Here is a 14,959-nt window from a genome sequence, read left to right on the forward strand (position 1 = left end):
TTACGGTGGCGGTATGCGCTTCGGGGTGCTCGGCCCGCTGGACGTGCGGACGGGGGACGGCACGCCGGTCAAGGTCGCCGACCGCAAGGTCCGCGCCCTCCTCGCGGACCTGCTGGCGCACGCCGGGCGGGTCGTCCCGTCCGATCGGCTGATCGATGATCTGTGGGGCGACGAGCTGCCCGCCAACCCGTCCGCGACCCTCCAGGCCCGCGTCTCCCAGCTCCGCCGCGCCCTGGACGACGCCGAACCCGGCGCCCGCGCCCTGGTCGAGAAGGCCCCGCCCGGCTACCGCCTGAACGCCCGGCCCGACGACGCCGCGCGTTTCGAGGAACTCGTCGCCGAAGCGCGGGCGTCCGAGGGCCCGGTGACCCGCGCCGCGCTCCTGACGGACGCGCTGTCCCTATGGCGCGGTCCCGCCTACGCCGATTTCGCCGACGCGCCATTCACCGCGCCTGAAATCACACGCCTGGACGAATTGCGCCTGACGGCAGTGGAAGCTCAAGCCGAGGCGCGGCTGGAACTAGGCGACCACGAGGCGCTGGCGGCCGAGCTGCGCGCCGCCGTGGACGAGCATCCGCTGCGGGAACGGCTCCGCGCGTCCTACATGCGCGCCCTCCACGGCGCGGGCCGTCCCGCCGAAGCGCTCACCACGTACGAGGACCTGCGCCGCCGGCTCGGCGAAGACCTCGGCGCCGACCCCGGCCCGGCCCTGGCCGACCTGCACCTCTCCATCCTCCGCCGCACGCTTCCCGCCTCCGGGAACCTGCCCGCCGACGTCACCCCGCTGATCGGACGCGACGCCGCGGCGGACGAGATCGCGGACGTCCTGACCGCCGCCCGGACGGTGACGCTGACCGGGCCGGGCGGCGTCGGGAAGACGCGGCTGGCGGTGGCCGTCGCGCGGCGCGTGCGCGAGCGGCACCCCGACGGCGTGTGGCTGGTGGCGCTGGACGAGGGTCTGAAGGCGGGCGCGTCCGCCGACGAGGTGGCGTCGTTCGTGGCGGGCGTCCTCGGGCTGCGCGACGACGCGGGTATCGCGGGAGGCCCCGCGGGCAGGCTCGGCGAGGCGCTGCGCGGGAAGCGGGTGCTGCTCGTCCTGGACAACTGCGAGCACGTCATCGAACCGGTCGCCCGCCTGGTCGCGGGGCTGCTGCGGGCCGCCGCCGGGCCGCGCGTCCTCGCCACGAGCCGGGAGCCGATCGGGATCTCGGGTGAGCGGCTGTGGAACGTCCCGCCGCTGGAGGCCCGCGACGCCGCCGAGCTGTTCGCCGAACGGGCGGGCATCGCGCTCGGTCCAGCGGCATCGGACCCCCGAGCGGCGGTCGCGGACATCTGCGCCAGGCTGGACGGCATCCCGCTCGCGCTCGAACTGGCCGCCACCCGCGTCCGTGCGCTCGGCGTCGAGGAGCTGGCGGCGCGGCTGGACGACCGGTTCCGGCTGCTGTCGTCCGGCGCACGCGACGCACCGGCCAGGCAGCGGACGCTCCGCGCGCTGATCGACTGGAGCTGGGAGCCGCTGGGCGAACCCGAGCGGGCGGTGCTGCGACGGCTCGCCGTGCATTCGGGCGGCTGCACGCTGGAAGCGGCCGAACAGGTCTGCGGGGCTGACGTCGATGTCCTGGCGAACCTCGTCGACCGATCCTTGGTGGTCGTCGGCGAAGGCCCGCGGTACCGCCTCCTAGAGTCGATCGCCGCGTACGGCGCCGAACGTCTCCGCGAAGCAGGGGAGTACGAGGCGCTGCGCCGGGCTCATGCCGAGTACTACGCGGCGCTCGCCGAACGCGCCGACCTGCGCGGCCCGGGCCAGCGGGAGGCGCTGCGCGCGCTGCGGGCCGAATCCGGGAACCTGCGGCGCGCGCTCGACACCGCCGTCGAGGACGGAGCGGCCGACCTCGCGTTGCGGCTGGTCAACGCGATGGGCTGGGCCTGGTTCCTGTGGGGGCGTCCCGGCGAGGCGCGCCGTGCGTTCGGCCGGGCCCTCGCCGTCCCCGGCGGCGACCCCGCGCGAACGGCCGTCGCCGGGACCTGGTACACCGGGTTCGCGATGCTCGAAGGCGACGGCCGCGACCGTGACGAGCGCTGCCGCGGCGCCCTGGCCGCCTACGGCGAGAAGGACCCGTGGGCCGCATGGTTCCTCGGCTTCGTCCGCGCCGGGTTCGGCGACCTCGACGCGATCGAGGAGCTCACCGCCCGTGCCCTGGAGGGCTTCCGGGCTTCCGGCGACACGTGGGGTGAGGCGGCGGCGCTCGCCACCCGCGCCGCGCAGTCGCTCTCCGCGGGCGACCTGCCGAGGGCGGGACGCGACGGCGAAAGGGCCATGGAGCTGTTCCGGACGGCGGGCGACCGCTGGGGACGCCTCCAGGCCACCGAGACCCTGGGCGTCCTAGCGGAGGTGACCGGCGACTACGCCCGCGCCGCCCGGCTCCACGAGAGCGGCCTGCGCGACGCCGAAGAACTCGGGCTCTGGACGGAGGCGTCCGGCGTCCTGTCCCGCCTCGGCCGCATCGCGCTGCTCACCGGCGACCTCGACCGCGCCGACGACCTGCACGAGCGCGGCAGGCGGCTGGCCGTCCGCGAGTCGCATCGCCGGATGGAGAACTTCGCCGACATCGGGCTGGCGCTGGCGGCGCGCCGCCGCGGCCGGCTGGACGAGGCCGAGACGATCCTGCGCCGCTGGCTCGGCTGGAGCCGCGACATCGACGGCGCGCCCGGCGTGGCGTTCCTGCTGGCCGAACTAGGGTTCGTCGCCGAACTGCGCGGAGACGCGGACCAGGCCCTCGGCCTGCATGCCGAGGGCCTGGCCGCCGCCCGCGCAACCGGGAATCCGCGGGCGATCGCGTTGGCTCTGGAAGGGACGGCGGGCGCCCTGTCCCTGGCGGGCCGCCACGGCGAGGCGGCGGCCTCGCTGGACGCCGCGTCCGCCGCCCGGGACGCCGCCGGTGCGCCGCTGCCCGCGGCGGAACGCGGCGACGTCGACCGGATCGAGGCCCGCCTCAGACGCGGTCGGCGGCGATGAGCAGGTACTGGAAGCTGCCGCCCTTGTAAGCGTCGAGGAACGCCGACTCGATGCCGGTGGCCAGCGTGGACTTCGCGCGCAGCTCCCAATACGGGATCGTCGCGGAGGTGAGGTCCACCACGCTCACCGGGACCAGCCGGTTCGCCGCCATCTCCTTGAAGTACGTGCTGCGCGAGTGGATGTCGCAGATGTAGTGCGCGTTGATCTCGCTCACGGCCCGCGACGGCAGCCCGTAGGCGTCGTTGTAGCAGCCGGTGATGCACACGTACCGGCCGCCGCGCCGCAGCAGCCGGGCGTGCGCGGCGAACAGCAGGCCCAGCTCGACGTACATCGTGCTCTCGTTGTTCCAGATGGCCTGGAACACGCCGGGCTCGAAACCCGTGTCGAGCATGTTCTTGAAGTGGAAGCGGACCTTGTCGTCGACGCCCCGCCGTTCGGCCTGCGCGTTGGCGAACGCGACCTGGGACTCGGAGATCGACACGCCGTCCACCTGGCAGCCGAACCGCTGGTGGGCCATCAGGCTGGAGCCGCCGCGCCCCGAGCCCGCGTCCAGCAGCCGGTCGGACGGCTGGACGGCGCCGAGGTGGGTCATCAGCAGGTCGGCCTGCGCGGTCTCCAGCCGGTGCAGCTCGGCGATCGTCCGCTCCTCGCGGGTCTCGGACGGACCGTCGAGGACGGTCCAGTCCACGGCGCCGATGCCGTAGTGGTGGTGGTAGATCCCGTCCACTTCGCCCAGGCGGAGGTTGACCGGGTTCTTCTCGGCGTTCCAGTAGTCGGCGACCGAGTGCTGGTAAAGGCTGTTGAGAACCGCGGCGCCCTGGGTGGAGCCCATATCCGATGATCCTTTCTCGACGGGGGATTCGTGGTCGGGTCATTCGGTCGGCGGGTGTCGTTCGCGTGGCTACTTGTAGCGGTTGGAGGATCCGTGCCATTCGAGGCCGCCGGCCATCCAGCCCTGCACACCGAGCAGGAACCGCTGGAGCTCGGGAGAGGGGACCGCGGCCAGCTCCTTCTGGCTCGCCTCGAACCCCCGGACGAAGTGGTTGTGCATCTCGACGGCCGTCTCGACCGCCTCGCGCAGCGGGCAGCCCTCCTCCTCGGCGATCAGCAGGACGACGTTGCAGTCGGGCAGGTCGTCGGCCGCCTCCTTCTCCGCCGAGTGCAGGTCGTTGACGATGACGGACGCGGTGCCCGCCTGCATCACCGCGCGGTGGACGCGCGGCTCGTAGAAGAGGTTCGCGTCGAGCTGGTAGCCGCCGACGATGTCGATCAGCGTCATCGACGTGTAGAAGCTGTCGTGCTGCCGCGCCGCGAGGTACCGCCACACCGGCGGCAGCTCGCCCAGGTGCCGCCAGGCGGCGTAGGCCGTCCAGCTCACGTACATCTGGAACGTGGTGTTGCAGATCCGCATGACCTGGGACGGACCGGCGAGCCGCCGCAGATGCCCGGCGGCCGACCGCAGCGCGACCAGCACGGGGTCGGCGCGCACCGCGGCCTCGAGCTGCCCGGTGTACTTCCCCGCGTCCGGCGGCGGGTCCATCGCGGACATCACCAGCGCGAGCCGGGGCGGAAGCTCGGTCGGGGTGGCGCCGAGGTCGCTCTCGTCGGCGTAGTAGTCGTCGGCGGCCCACCACGCCGCGTTCATCTTGGCCGCGAGCAGCAGCGGGTCGACGTCGTCGGTCTCGGGGTGGGCGAGGACGGCGAGACGTCCGAACCCGGTGTCGCGGAACTTGTCGAGCTGGTCGGCGTAGATCCCGACCTCGTCCGCCCACGCGACCAGGCGGTCGTTGACCTCGCAGGCGAGGTCGTCGTCGACGCACGCCGTCAGCGGGCAGTAGAGCGGGGGGAACGAGCCGTCGCCCCATTCCCGTTCAGCGTACCCCGGCGAGAAATGGCCCCCCTTGCGCGTGGGACTCGGCAGGTGGGACGCAGGCGGCACCACCGCCTCCTGCGCGGGCGCGACGACCGCCTCGGGCTTGGCGACCGCTTCGGGCGCGGCGACCAGCGCGTCGATGACGCGCGCCGCCGACGTGCCCAGACCGCTCGGGCCGGACAGGAGCCGGTTCACCCTCTCCGCCAGCAGTTCGTCCATCGTCGGTCTCCTCGCTGATCAAAGGTGTGACGCCGTGACCCTCCGGAGAGCCGTGCGGCTCCGGGGAACAGTTACTCACAGCTTTGTCTCAGCTACAACCGGCTATGGCCTTGCTTTACGGTGACAGGATGTAACCGCCCTCCGCGTGGCGCGATCGGCCGTCATATGGGCACCGTGAGGAGCACGACCGCGGCCCCGGCGCCCACGAGCCCCGCCGCCTGCGCGGCCGACAGCCGTTCGCGGAGCGCGGTGACGCCGAGCAGCACGGGCACGACCGGATACAGCGACGACAGGACGACCGCGATCACGACGAGCTGCTCCCGGGTGGCCAGCAGGTAGCAGACGAGAGCCGCTGCGGCGAGGCCCCCGTTCGCCGCCGACCAGAACCCGATCTTCCCGGTGGGGAGGCGGAAACCGGGCGTCCACAGCAGGGGCGCGATCGTGAGGACGGCCGCGACCCGTCCCGCCGCGACCGGCCAGATCCCCGCGCCGTCGCCCGCCTGGGCGAGGGCGAGGTACTGGATCCCGATCCCGGCCCCGGCGACGAGCCCGTTGCCGATCGCCGCGCGCACCCTGCCGTGCTCGTCCGAGTTCGACCGGGACACGAGCCACAGCGCGGGGAGCACCACCGCGATACCGGCCCACGCGGGCACCGATGGACGGTCGCCCAGCAGTGCCACGCCGACGATGACGGGCAGCGCCACCCCGCCGACCGCGCTGACCGGGACGACCACGCTCATGTCTCCGCGGCCCATGCCCCGGTAGAGGAACACCATCGCGAGGCCCGTCCCGACGCCCGACAGCGCGCCCCAGCCGAGGGACGCCGCGTCCATCCCGTCCACGGGCACGAACAGCGCGGCGGCGACGGCGCACACGAGCCCGCCCGCCTGCCCGAGGAGCGCCACCGCCCGGAAGTCCGCGCGGCGCGACAGCAGACCGCCCGCCACATCGGCGACGCCGTAGGCGAGCGCCGACGCGAGGGCCAGGAGGACGCCCGTCACACGCCCCCCGCCGCGTCGCGTTCGGCCTGGCCGACCGGGCACACCGCGCCGGCGACGCAGCACCGCCGATCGCAGAGGCGGCACATCACCTCGGCGTCGCCGATCTCCGCGTACAGGCGTGCCAGGAGCTTGGCCAGGAGGGCGGCGAACGTCTCGCGCTCGCCCTCGTCCAGGACGTCGAGCACGCCGGCCAGCGGCGCGCCGCGCGCGTCCAGCATGTCGCGGACCGCGTCCTCGCCCGCCGGCGTGAGCCGCACGCGGACGGCGCGGCCCTCCCGGCGATGGCGTCGCGCCAGGCCGGCGGCCTCCAGGCCGTCCACCATCCGCGCCGCGGCGGACTGCGTGAGCCTGACGCGCCGCCCCAGCTCGGTGACGCCGAGGTCCGGCGCGTCCGCCAGGACGATCAGCGCGGCGGCCCCGCTCGCGCTCACCCGCCCGGCCCCGGTGGCCCCGGCCTGGACGAGATCGGTCACCGCCAGCGAGGCGGCGCCCAGAAGGTTCGCCAACCGTTCTTCATGCATGACTCATGCATTATACCTCCATGGGATGCTTGCCGGAAAGCACGGAACCCGGAGGTCGCCTCATGGATCGTGACGCGCCGCCCGCCGACGGGCGCCGGCGGATCGCCCGCACCGACGTGCTGCTCGCCGATCCGCGGCTCGCCGAGGCGGCGGGACGGATCGGCCGCGGCGTCGTCAAGGCGGCCGTCGTCGCGGCGCAGCGCCGGGCGAGGGCGGGGGAGATCCCGCCGGACGCGGTCGCCGACGCGGCGGTGGAGTCGCTGCCGCCGACCGCGTCCGGGCTGCGTCCCGTGATCAACGCGACCGGCGTCCTGCTGCACACCAACCTCGGGCGGGCCCCGCTGTCGGACGCCGCGCGTGACGCCGTGGCGGTCGCGTCCGGCGCCACCGACGTCGAGCTCGACCTGGAGACCGGCCGCCGGGCGCGGCGCGGACGGTCGGCGCTGGCCGCCCTGCTGGAGCGGGTGCCGCGCGCGGAGGCGGCGCACGTCGTCAACAACGGCGCGGCGGCGCTCGTGCTGGCCGCGACCGCGCTCGCCGCCGGACGCGAGATCGTGATCAGCCGCGGCGAGATGGTGGAGATCGGGGACGGCTTCCGTATCCCCGGGCTGCTCGCCGCGACCGGCGCGCGGCTGCGCGAGGTCGGCACGACCAACCGGACCTCGCCGGACGACTACGCCGCGGCCGTCGGCGCCGAGACGGGCTTCATCCTCAAGGTCCATCCGTCGAACTTCCGCATGACCGGCTTCACGCGCGGCGCGGACGTCGCCGAGCTGGCCGGCCTCGGCGTCCCGGTCGTCGCCGACATCGGCTCCGGCCTCCTCGCCCCCGAACCGCTGCTGCCGGACGAGCCCGACGCCGCGTCCATGCTCAAGGCCGGCGCGCACCTCGTCACGGCCAGCGGGGACAAGCTGCTCGGCGGGCCGCAGTGCGGCATCGTCCTCGGCGAGGAGGAACTGGTGCGGCGGCTCGCGCGGCATCCGCTGGCACGTGCGCTGCGGGTCGGCAAGATGACGCTCGCCGCGCTGGAGGCGACCGTCCGCGGCCCGCGCACCCCGACCGAGCAGGCCCTCCACGCGGATGTCGAAGAACTGCGCGAGCGCGCCGGACGCCTGGCCGCCCGGCTGCGGGACGCCGGGCTGGACGCGCGGGCCGTCGAGAGCGAGGCGGCGGTCGGCGGTGGCGGTGCGCCCGGCGTCGTCCTGCCGAGCGCGGCCGTGTCGCTGCCCGAGCCGTACGCGCCCCGGCTGCGGCGGGGGACGCCCGCCGTGATGGGACGCGTCGAGGACGGCCGCTGCCTCCTCGACCTCCGCTCCGTGCCGCCGGACCAGGACGACGCCCTGGCCGGAACCGTCCTGCGAAGTGCTCGCTAAACCTCGGTGCCCGTCTGGTCGGTGATCCCGGCCCGTTCCCGGTACCGGCGGACGAGCGCCGCGGCGGCGGGCCCGCGCGGGCGCCGCCCCGGCCGGATGTCGCACGCCAGGGCCTTGGCCTCCTGGATGTGGGTGTTCGGGTCCAGGGAGAGGTGCAGCAGCTCGTTCGCCGCGTCGCCCCGGCTGTAACCGTTCGGGCCCCAGTGGTACGGCAGCCCGACCTGGTGCAGCGTCTGGCCGTCCACAGTCAGGGTCGACATCCGCTCGGTCACCAACACCCGCGCCTCGACGACGGCGCGCGGGCTGACGATCGTCGCCCAGCCGCCGTGCTCCAGGCTCCGCTTCGCCGCCAGCTCCGGCGACACCTCGCAGAAGAACTCCGGCTGCAGCTCGGCCAGGTACGGCTGCCACCGCGACATGCCGCCCGCCGTGTGGTGCTCGGTGAGCCGGTAGGTCGTCGCGACGAACGGGTACACGTCCGCGCCCGGCTCCCCGTCGACCGGCGCGTACCGGTTGTCGGGATGCGGCGCCAGCAGATGCCGGACGGGGTTGCGCTGCTGCCCGTACAGCGGGTTCGAGAACGGCGACTCCTGCGGCTCGTAGTGCGTCGGTAGCGGGCCGTCGGTCAGCCCGGCCGGGACGTAGAGCCATGCCTTGCCGTCCGCCTGCATGATGAACGGGTCGTTGCCGGCGAGCGCGTCGGGGCCGATCGCGTCCTTGGGCGGCTGGTAGCCGGGCGGCCGGTCGGGGATGAAGTCGGGCACATCATGGCCCGTCCATTTGCCCTGGTCGGCGTCCCACCAGACGAGCGCCTTGCGGTCGCTCCACGGGTTGCCGTCCGGGTCGGCGGACGCGCGGTTGTAGATGATGCGGCGGTTCGCGGGCCAAGCCCAGCCCCATTCGGGCGCGACCCAGTGCTGCTCGTGGCCGGGCTTGCGGCGGGCGGGCTGGTTGACGCCGTCCGCGTAGCAGCCGCAGTAGATCCAGCAGCCGCACCTCGTGGAGCCGTCGTCCTTGAGCTGCGTGTACGTCGACAGCGGGCTCCCCTCGCCGTCGAACCCGTTGATCTCCGCCAGCACGGCCTCGGCGTCCGGCTCGTCCAAGGGGCCCTCGGTCGGGTAGTCCCACGTCAGGTCGAGCACCGGACGGTCCATCTCGTCGGACGACCCGGCCAGCTTCTCCCGGATGATCCGGCCGAGGTGGTACATGAACCACAGATCGCTGCGCGCGTCCCCGGCGGGCTCCACGGCCTTGTGGTGCCACTGCAGCATCCGCTGCGTGTTGGTGAAGCTGCCGTCCTTCTCGGTGTGCGCGGCGGCGGGCAGGAAGAAGACCTCGGTGCCGATGTCCTCGGTGCGCATCTCGCCCGTCTCGATCTCCGGGCCGTCCTTCCACCACGTCGCCGACTCGATCAGCGAGAAGTCCCGGACGACGAGCCAGTCCAGGTTCGCCATTCCCAGCCGCTGGATCTTGGCGTTCGCGGACCCGACCGCCGGGTTCTCGCCCATCAGGAAATAGCCCTTGCACACCCCGTTGATCTGCGCCATCGCCGTCTCGTACGTGCTGTGAGAACCGGTCAGCCGCGGCAGGTAATCAAAGCAGTAGTCGTTGTCCTCCGTCGCCGCGTCGCCCCAGTACGACTTCAGCAGGCTGACCATGTAGGCGCGCATATTGCCCCAGAAGCCCTTGCGCGCCGACTCGGCCTGGACGAACGCGTCCAGATCCTCGTTGGTGTGCGCGTGCGGCATCGGGATGTAGCCGGGCAGCAGGTTGAACAGCGTGGGGATGTCCGTCGAGCCCTGAATGGACGCGTGGCCGCGCAGCGCCAGGATGCCGCCGCCCGGACGTCCGATGTTGCCGAGCAGCGACTGCAGGATCGCGGCCGTCCGGATGTACTGGACGCCGACCGTGTGCTGCGTCCAGCCGACGGCGTAGGCGAACGCGGTCGTCCGGTCCCGGCCGGAATTCTCCGTGACCATTTCGCAGACCTTCAGGAACAGGTCCTGCGGGACGCCGCAGATCCGCTCCACCATTTCCGGCGTGTACCGCGCGTAATGCCGCTTGAGCACTTGGAACACGCAGTTCGGATGCTCCAGCGACGGGTCGCGCTGCGGGTCGCCCTCGCCGATCGCCGCGCCGCCGGACCCGTGCGCCTCACCGCGGCCCGCCTCTTCCACGGACCCGACGCGCTCGTCCCACTGCATGTCCCGCTCCCCGGCCGCGGACTGGACGTTCATGCCCGCGTACTGCCAGGTCGTGTGGTCGTAGCTGCGCTGGTCCGGATTGAGGCCGGAGAAGACCCCGTCGAGGTCTTCGGTGTCGCGGAACTCGTCCGACACGATCACCGACGCGTTCGTGTACGACAGCACGTACTCGCGGAAGTACTTCTCTTTCTGCAGGACGTAATTGACGATCCCGCCGAGGAACGCGATATCGCTACCGGCCCGCAGCGGCACATGCGCGTCCGCGAGCGCGCTCGTCCGCGTGAACCGCGGATCGACATGAATCAGCTTCGCCCCACGAGCCTTCGCCTCCATCACCCACTGGAACCCGACCGGATGGCATTCGGCCATGTTCGAGCCCTGAATGACGATGCAGTCCGCGTTCTGCAGATCCTGCTGGAAGGTGGTCGCGCCGCCGCGTCCGAACGAGGTTCCCAGACCGGGAACGGTGGAGGAGTGTCAAACGCGCGCCTGATTCTCGATCTGCACCGCGCCGAGCGCGGTGAACAGCTTCTTGATCAGGTAGTTCTCCTCGTTGTCGAGGGTGGCGCCGCCGAGGCTCGCGACGCCCAGCGTCCGGCGCACGGGGACGCCTTCGTCCTCCCACTGCCAGCCGCTCCGCCGCGCCTCGATCACCCGGTCCGCGATCATCTCCATCGCGTCGCCGAGGTCGAGCCGCTCCCACCCGGTGCCGTGCGGCCGCCGGTACAGCACCCCGTACTCGCGGGCCGGCCCGGTGGTCAGCTGGAGGCTGGCCGAGCCCTTCGGGCACAGCCGCCCCCGGCTGACCGGCGAGTCCGGGTCGCCCTCGATCTGGGTGACCTTGCCGTCCTGGACGTACACGTCCTGCCCGCAGCCGACCGCGCAGTATGGGCAGACGGACTTCACGACCTGGTCGGCCGCACTCACCCGCGCCTCGATCCGCCCGGTTCCCGCGCTCTTGGCCGCGGCCCCCCGTCCGAGCGGGTCGTCGCCGGTGAGCTGGCGGTAGACGGGCCATGACCCGATCCAAGTGCGAACGCCCACGTCACACCACCCCTCACCATCGGCGCGCCGGTGCACCTACCCGACGCCCGTCCCGCAAAACACGTGTTACGTTCGGCGCCGATGGGCGAAGGCGAACCAGACGAGGTGAGCATGCGTACGAGCAAGTGGGGTGGTCCGGGCGGACCCCAGAGACCGGTGGGACTGTGCATGGACAGGGACCGCAGGGCGGATGACGCGGCCGACCATTGGATGCGCCTCCTTGAGGCGCTCGAATGCGACTGCGCCGGCTGCGACGGAACCGGCTGGACGCTCAACGCGCAATGGCGGGAATGGCAGCAGCGCGCCACGGAACTGGTCGCCGTGGCCCATGCCGCGCGCCGCGCCCACGAGCTGCGTCCCGCCCAGGTCCCCGGCGGAATCGACGCCGAGCCCGCCATCGTCGCCGTGGTGGAGCGTGCCATCGCCGACCACATGAGGTCCCGTCCCGCGGAGCCCGAGGAGACCGTCTGCGACGCGTGCCGGGGCACCGGCAGGCAGCTCACCCCCGCCGGTCACCTCTTCACCGACCTCCTGGCCCGCCACGGCTTCGTCCGCCAGTGGTGACCCCGAGCCGATAACGTCGATGCCTAACGCGTGTTCGACAATCCGGAGGCACGATGATCGCCCGAGTTTGGCGCGCAACCGCCACCGCGGAAGGGGCGGAAGCCTATCGCGAGCATTTCACCGCCTCGGTCCTGCCGGCGCTTCGCCGCCTCGACGGACACCGAGGCGCCTACCTGTTCCGCCGGGATTCGGACGGACGGGTGGAACTGGAGGTCATGACCCTCTGGGATTCCCTCTCCGCCATTCAGGCCTTCGCTGGAGAAGACCTGACGGCGGCCGTGGTCGAACCGGAGGCACAGGCCGCCCTCCTGGATTTCGACGAAACGGTCAGCCACCGGACGGTCGTGGTCGACACCGTCTAGGACGTCACTTCGCGTTCCCGGCCCGCAGCCATTCGGCGAACCGGACGCCGCCGACGACCGCGCCATCGGCCGGAATCAGACTCGCCTCCTGCAATCGCGCGCCGAAATACCGGGCCTCGGGGTCGGCGATCACCGTGCGGCCGTCGTCCTGGGCCTGGAGGAACCGGCGGACCAGCTCCTCGAAACTGAAACGATCCGGCCCCGCCACCTCGGTGATGCCCTGGGTGGGCCTGCCAAGGGCGGCCCGCGTCACCGCGTCGGCGACGTCGTCTGCCGCGATCGGCTGGATCAGCGCGTCCGGCACACGGACGGTGTCCCCATCGGTGGCGGAGTCGGCGATGGCGCCGGTGAACTCGAAGAACTGCGTCGCGTGCACGATCGAGTAGGGAATCGGCGAACCGGCGATGAGCTCCTCCTGCGCCACCTTCGCCCGGAAATAGCCGCTGTCGGGCAGCCGCGACGTCCCCACGACCGACAGCGCGACATGGTGCCCCCCGCCCGCCTCCGCCTCCGCAGCCAGCACGTTGCGGCTGGACGTGGTGAAGAACTCCATCACGGCCGCGTCCTCGAACGACGGCGAGTTCGACACGTCGATGACCACCGACGCACCCTTGAGCACCTCTGCCAGCCCCTCACCGGTGACGGTGTTCACGCCGGTCTTGGGCGTGGCGACGACCGCCTCATGCCCCTGGCCGCCGAGCCTGGCGACGACCTTGCTCCCGATGAGCCCGCTGCCCCCGATGACCACGATCTTCATTCCCCGAACCTCCACGATGCTCCCGTCCGGCGTCCAGACGGCCTCGAAACTCTGACAGTCGACTTTCCCAAGCAAAACCCCCCGAACCTGCCACAGCCACAGCTCATACCGGCTACCAGATGCGACGCGCGCTCGGCCGACACGCTCAAGCCGCGTCCGAGGAGCTCCACCGGAACCACGGAACGCGACCTACCTGACCTGACCCACTTGGCGGCGTCGTACTCCGGGTGACGGAACTGGAACCACAGGCGATGCCGGGCGAGATAGAGGTACGCAGAAGCGTCGTCAGTGGTCGAGCCGACACGTGGTTGACGGGGCCGACACGCGCGGCGACCGTTTCCGGCCATTCCCGTATGCGCGTACGCCCTGCTCATCGCCCTCGCACAATGCCGGAACGCTTGTTGGAACGGTGTTTGTCAAAGAGCCGGTATTGACGGTCGATGATCGATGATCAAGGTGCCCGAAGTGCCTCCTTTTGTCGACAGCAGTTGGATCGAAAAGTTGAAAAGACATTGATTGACAGCACTTAACTTTCAAGGTTAGCCTTTGTTCGGATCCGGGTCTGTCGCCATTGATGGCTTCCGTTCATTCCAGACGTCAGGTGCTCCCACTTCGGCCGCCGAAGGAACAGAAGCGCCTACTTCCGAGTAGAGGAATCGCATGCGTAAAGGGATGGCCATTTCTGCTGCCGCCGCCGCGCTCGCCATGACCGCGACGACCGTCACCCCCGCCGCCGCGTCCGAGGAATTTCTCGGACGCGGCCCCGAAGGCGTCACCATCGAAGTCGCGACCGTCAACGGGTCCGGGTGTCCGATCGGCACCGCCGCGATCGCCCTGAATGAAACCAACGACGCGTTCACGGTCACCTACAGCCAGTACATCGCCCAGGCGGGTGGCTCATCCAAGCCCACCGACGGCCGTAAGAACTGCCAGATCAACATGAGGGTGCACGTCCCGCAGGGCTTCACCTACGCCGTCTCGTCGACGGACTACCGCGGCTATGCCTCATTGCAGCCCGGCGCGAGCGCCACCCAACTCGCCAGCTACTACTTCCAAGGCGATGAGCGCACCAGGGAGTTCTCGCACAACCTGGCCGGCCCTTACAAGAAGAACTGGCAGACCAAGGACGTCGTGGACGTGTCCCAGCTCGTATGGTCACCGTGCGGCGAGCAGCGGAACTTCAACGTCAACACCGAACTGCGAGCGGAAGAGGGGACGGACGGGTCGAAGGTCAGCTTCATCGGCATGGACTCCACCGACGGCAGCATCAAGACGACCTACCACTACTCCTGGAAGCGCTGCCAGTAATCACCGCTTCGACACCGAGCTGGACCGTCCACCACGTCGCATGAGAGAAGCGCCCGGACGCCGATCCGATCCGACCGGGCCATGCCCTACGAGAAGGGCACGGCCCGGTCCCGCTCGCGCGCAACGGACGTCTCCGGGGAGCGTCTTACGGGCGCCGCAAGGAAGGCTCCGGGGGTATAGATGTACCCATGCGACCGGAGCCAGGACAGGTTCTGCACTTCTCCGAAGACCCGACGATCACCCGGTTCGTGCCCCACGTCGCGCCCAGCGCACGTCAGCGCGAAGCCTATGTTTGGGCGGTCGATCACGCGCGTGCACCGGACTATTGGTTTCCGCGCGACTGTCCACGGGCGATGACCTGGGTCGGCGCCACCACCCTGGACGCCGACCGTGAGCGGATCATCGGACCTGGCGGCGGCACCCGTCTCCACGCGGTCGAATACTCCTGGCTCATCAAGCTTCTCGACGTCCGGCTGTTCGCCTACAGGCTCCCCGCATCACCGTTCCGCCCGATAGGTGACCCGACGCCATTCGCGGTCGTCGCCACTGAGCCGGTCGATCCCCTCGGCCCGCCCGAGCCTGTGGGCGACCTACTGCACCTGCACGACACCGCAGGCATTCAACTACGAGTGCTCGACAATTTGTGGGAGTTCTGGGACGCGGTAACTGCAAGCACTCTGGAATTCAGCGGAATCCGCCTACGCAACGCCCGCCCCC

General features: G+C 71.5%; 12 protein-coding genes. 6 read left to right on the plus strand and 6 right to left on the minus strand.

What is annotated here, in order from left to right; translation table 11 throughout:
- Nucleotides 1-13: 13 nt before the first annotated feature.
- Nucleotides 14-3,016, plus strand: coding sequence for a BTAD domain-containing putative transcriptional regulator (locus E1287_RS24780; protein ID WP_131967450.1), 3,003 nt, complete (start codon nt 14-16; stop codon nt 3,014-3,016).
- On the opposite strand, the gene E1287_RS24785 is transcribed toward E1287_RS24780, so the two are convergent.
- The 4 genes from E1287_RS24785 to E1287_RS24800 form a co-directional block, all read right to left on the minus strand.
- On the minus strand, nt 2,994-3,848 hold the full coding sequence (locus tag E1287_RS24785) for a geranyl diphosphate 2-C-methyltransferase (RefSeq protein ID WP_131967451.1): 855 nt from the start codon (nt 3,846-3,848) through the stop codon (nt 2,994-2,996). The two genes, E1287_RS24780 and E1287_RS24785, sit on opposite strands and share 23 nt — an antisense overlap.
- 69 nt (nt 3,849-3,917) lie before the next feature.
- Complete coding sequence (locus E1287_RS24790) at nt 3,918-5,108, minus strand: family 2 encapsulin nanocompartment cargo protein terpene cyclase (protein ID WP_131967452.1); 1,191 nt, start codon at nt 5,106-5,108, stop codon at nt 3,918-3,920.
- Between the two features lie 161 nt (nt 5,109-5,269).
- Nucleotides 5,270-6,109, minus strand: coding sequence for an EamA family transporter (locus tag E1287_RS24795; protein WP_131967453.1), 840 nt, complete (start codon nt 6,107-6,109; stop codon nt 5,270-5,272).
- Nucleotides 6,106-6,630 (minus strand): MarR family transcriptional regulator, encoded by a 525-nt coding sequence (locus tag E1287_RS24800; protein WP_131967454.1) that lies wholly within the window; start codon nt 6,628-6,630, stop codon nt 6,106-6,108. Before E1287_RS24800 ends, E1287_RS24795 begins: the two co-directional genes overlap by 4 nt.
- A 62-nt stretch (nt 6,631-6,692) precedes the next feature.
- On the opposite strand from E1287_RS24800, the gene selA reads away from it, so the two are divergent.
- Nucleotides 6,693-8,003: an L-seryl-tRNA(Sec) selenium transferase gene (selA, locus tag E1287_RS24805; RefSeq protein ID WP_131967455.1), complete on the plus strand. Its 1,311-nt coding sequence runs from the start codon at nt 6,693-6,695 to the stop codon at nt 8,001-8,003.
- On the opposite strand, the gene fdh is transcribed toward selA, so the two are convergent.
- Complete coding sequence (gene fdh / locus E1287_RS24810; RefSeq protein WP_131967456.1) at nt 8,000-11,251, minus strand: formate dehydrogenase; 3,252 nt, start codon at nt 11,249-11,251, stop codon at nt 8,000-8,002. The two genes, selA and fdh, sit on opposite strands and share 4 nt — an antisense overlap.
- A 168-nt stretch (nt 11,252-11,419) precedes the next feature.
- Here fdh and E1287_RS24815 point away from each other — a divergent pair, with 168 nt between their 5' ends.
- Together E1287_RS24815 and E1287_RS24820 are read left to right on the plus strand one after the other, a co-directional pair.
- Nucleotides 11,420-11,815, plus strand: a complete 396-nt coding sequence (locus E1287_RS24815; RefSeq protein ID WP_131967457.1) for a hypothetical protein — start codon at nt 11,420-11,422, stop codon at nt 11,813-11,815.
- A gap of 53 nt (nt 11,816-11,868) precedes the next feature.
- The gene (locus tag E1287_RS24820) at nt 11,869-12,177 is read left to right on the plus strand and encodes an antibiotic biosynthesis monooxygenase (protein WP_131967458.1); all 309 of its coding nucleotides are present in this window, start codon (nt 11,869-11,871) and stop codon (nt 12,175-12,177) included.
- Between the two features lie 4 nt (nt 12,178-12,181).
- Here the strand turns inward: E1287_RS24820 and E1287_RS24825 are convergent, their stop codons facing one another.
- Entirely contained in the window at nt 12,182-12,934 is a 753-nt protein-coding gene (locus tag E1287_RS24825; RefSeq protein ID WP_131967459.1) for an SDR family oxidoreductase, read from the minus strand.
- Nucleotides 12,935-13,594: 660 nt separating this feature from the next.
- Here E1287_RS24825 and E1287_RS24830 point away from each other — a divergent pair.
- Together E1287_RS24830 and E1287_RS24835 are read left to right on the plus strand one after the other, a co-directional pair.
- On the plus strand, nt 13,595-14,242 hold the full coding sequence (locus E1287_RS24830) for a DUF4360 domain-containing protein (protein WP_131967460.1): 648 nt from the start codon (nt 13,595-13,597) through the stop codon (nt 14,240-14,242).
- Between the two features lie 188 nt (nt 14,243-14,430).
- A partial coding sequence (locus E1287_RS24835) for a DUF6886 family protein (protein WP_131967461.1) occupies nt 14,431-14,959 on the plus strand: 529 nt, incomplete at its 3' end.

Origin of the sequence: Actinomadura sp. KC06, from assembly GCF_004348735.1 — a bacterium.
Classification (GTDB): Bacteria; Actinomycetota; Actinomycetes; order Streptosporangiales; family Streptosporangiaceae; genus Spirillospora.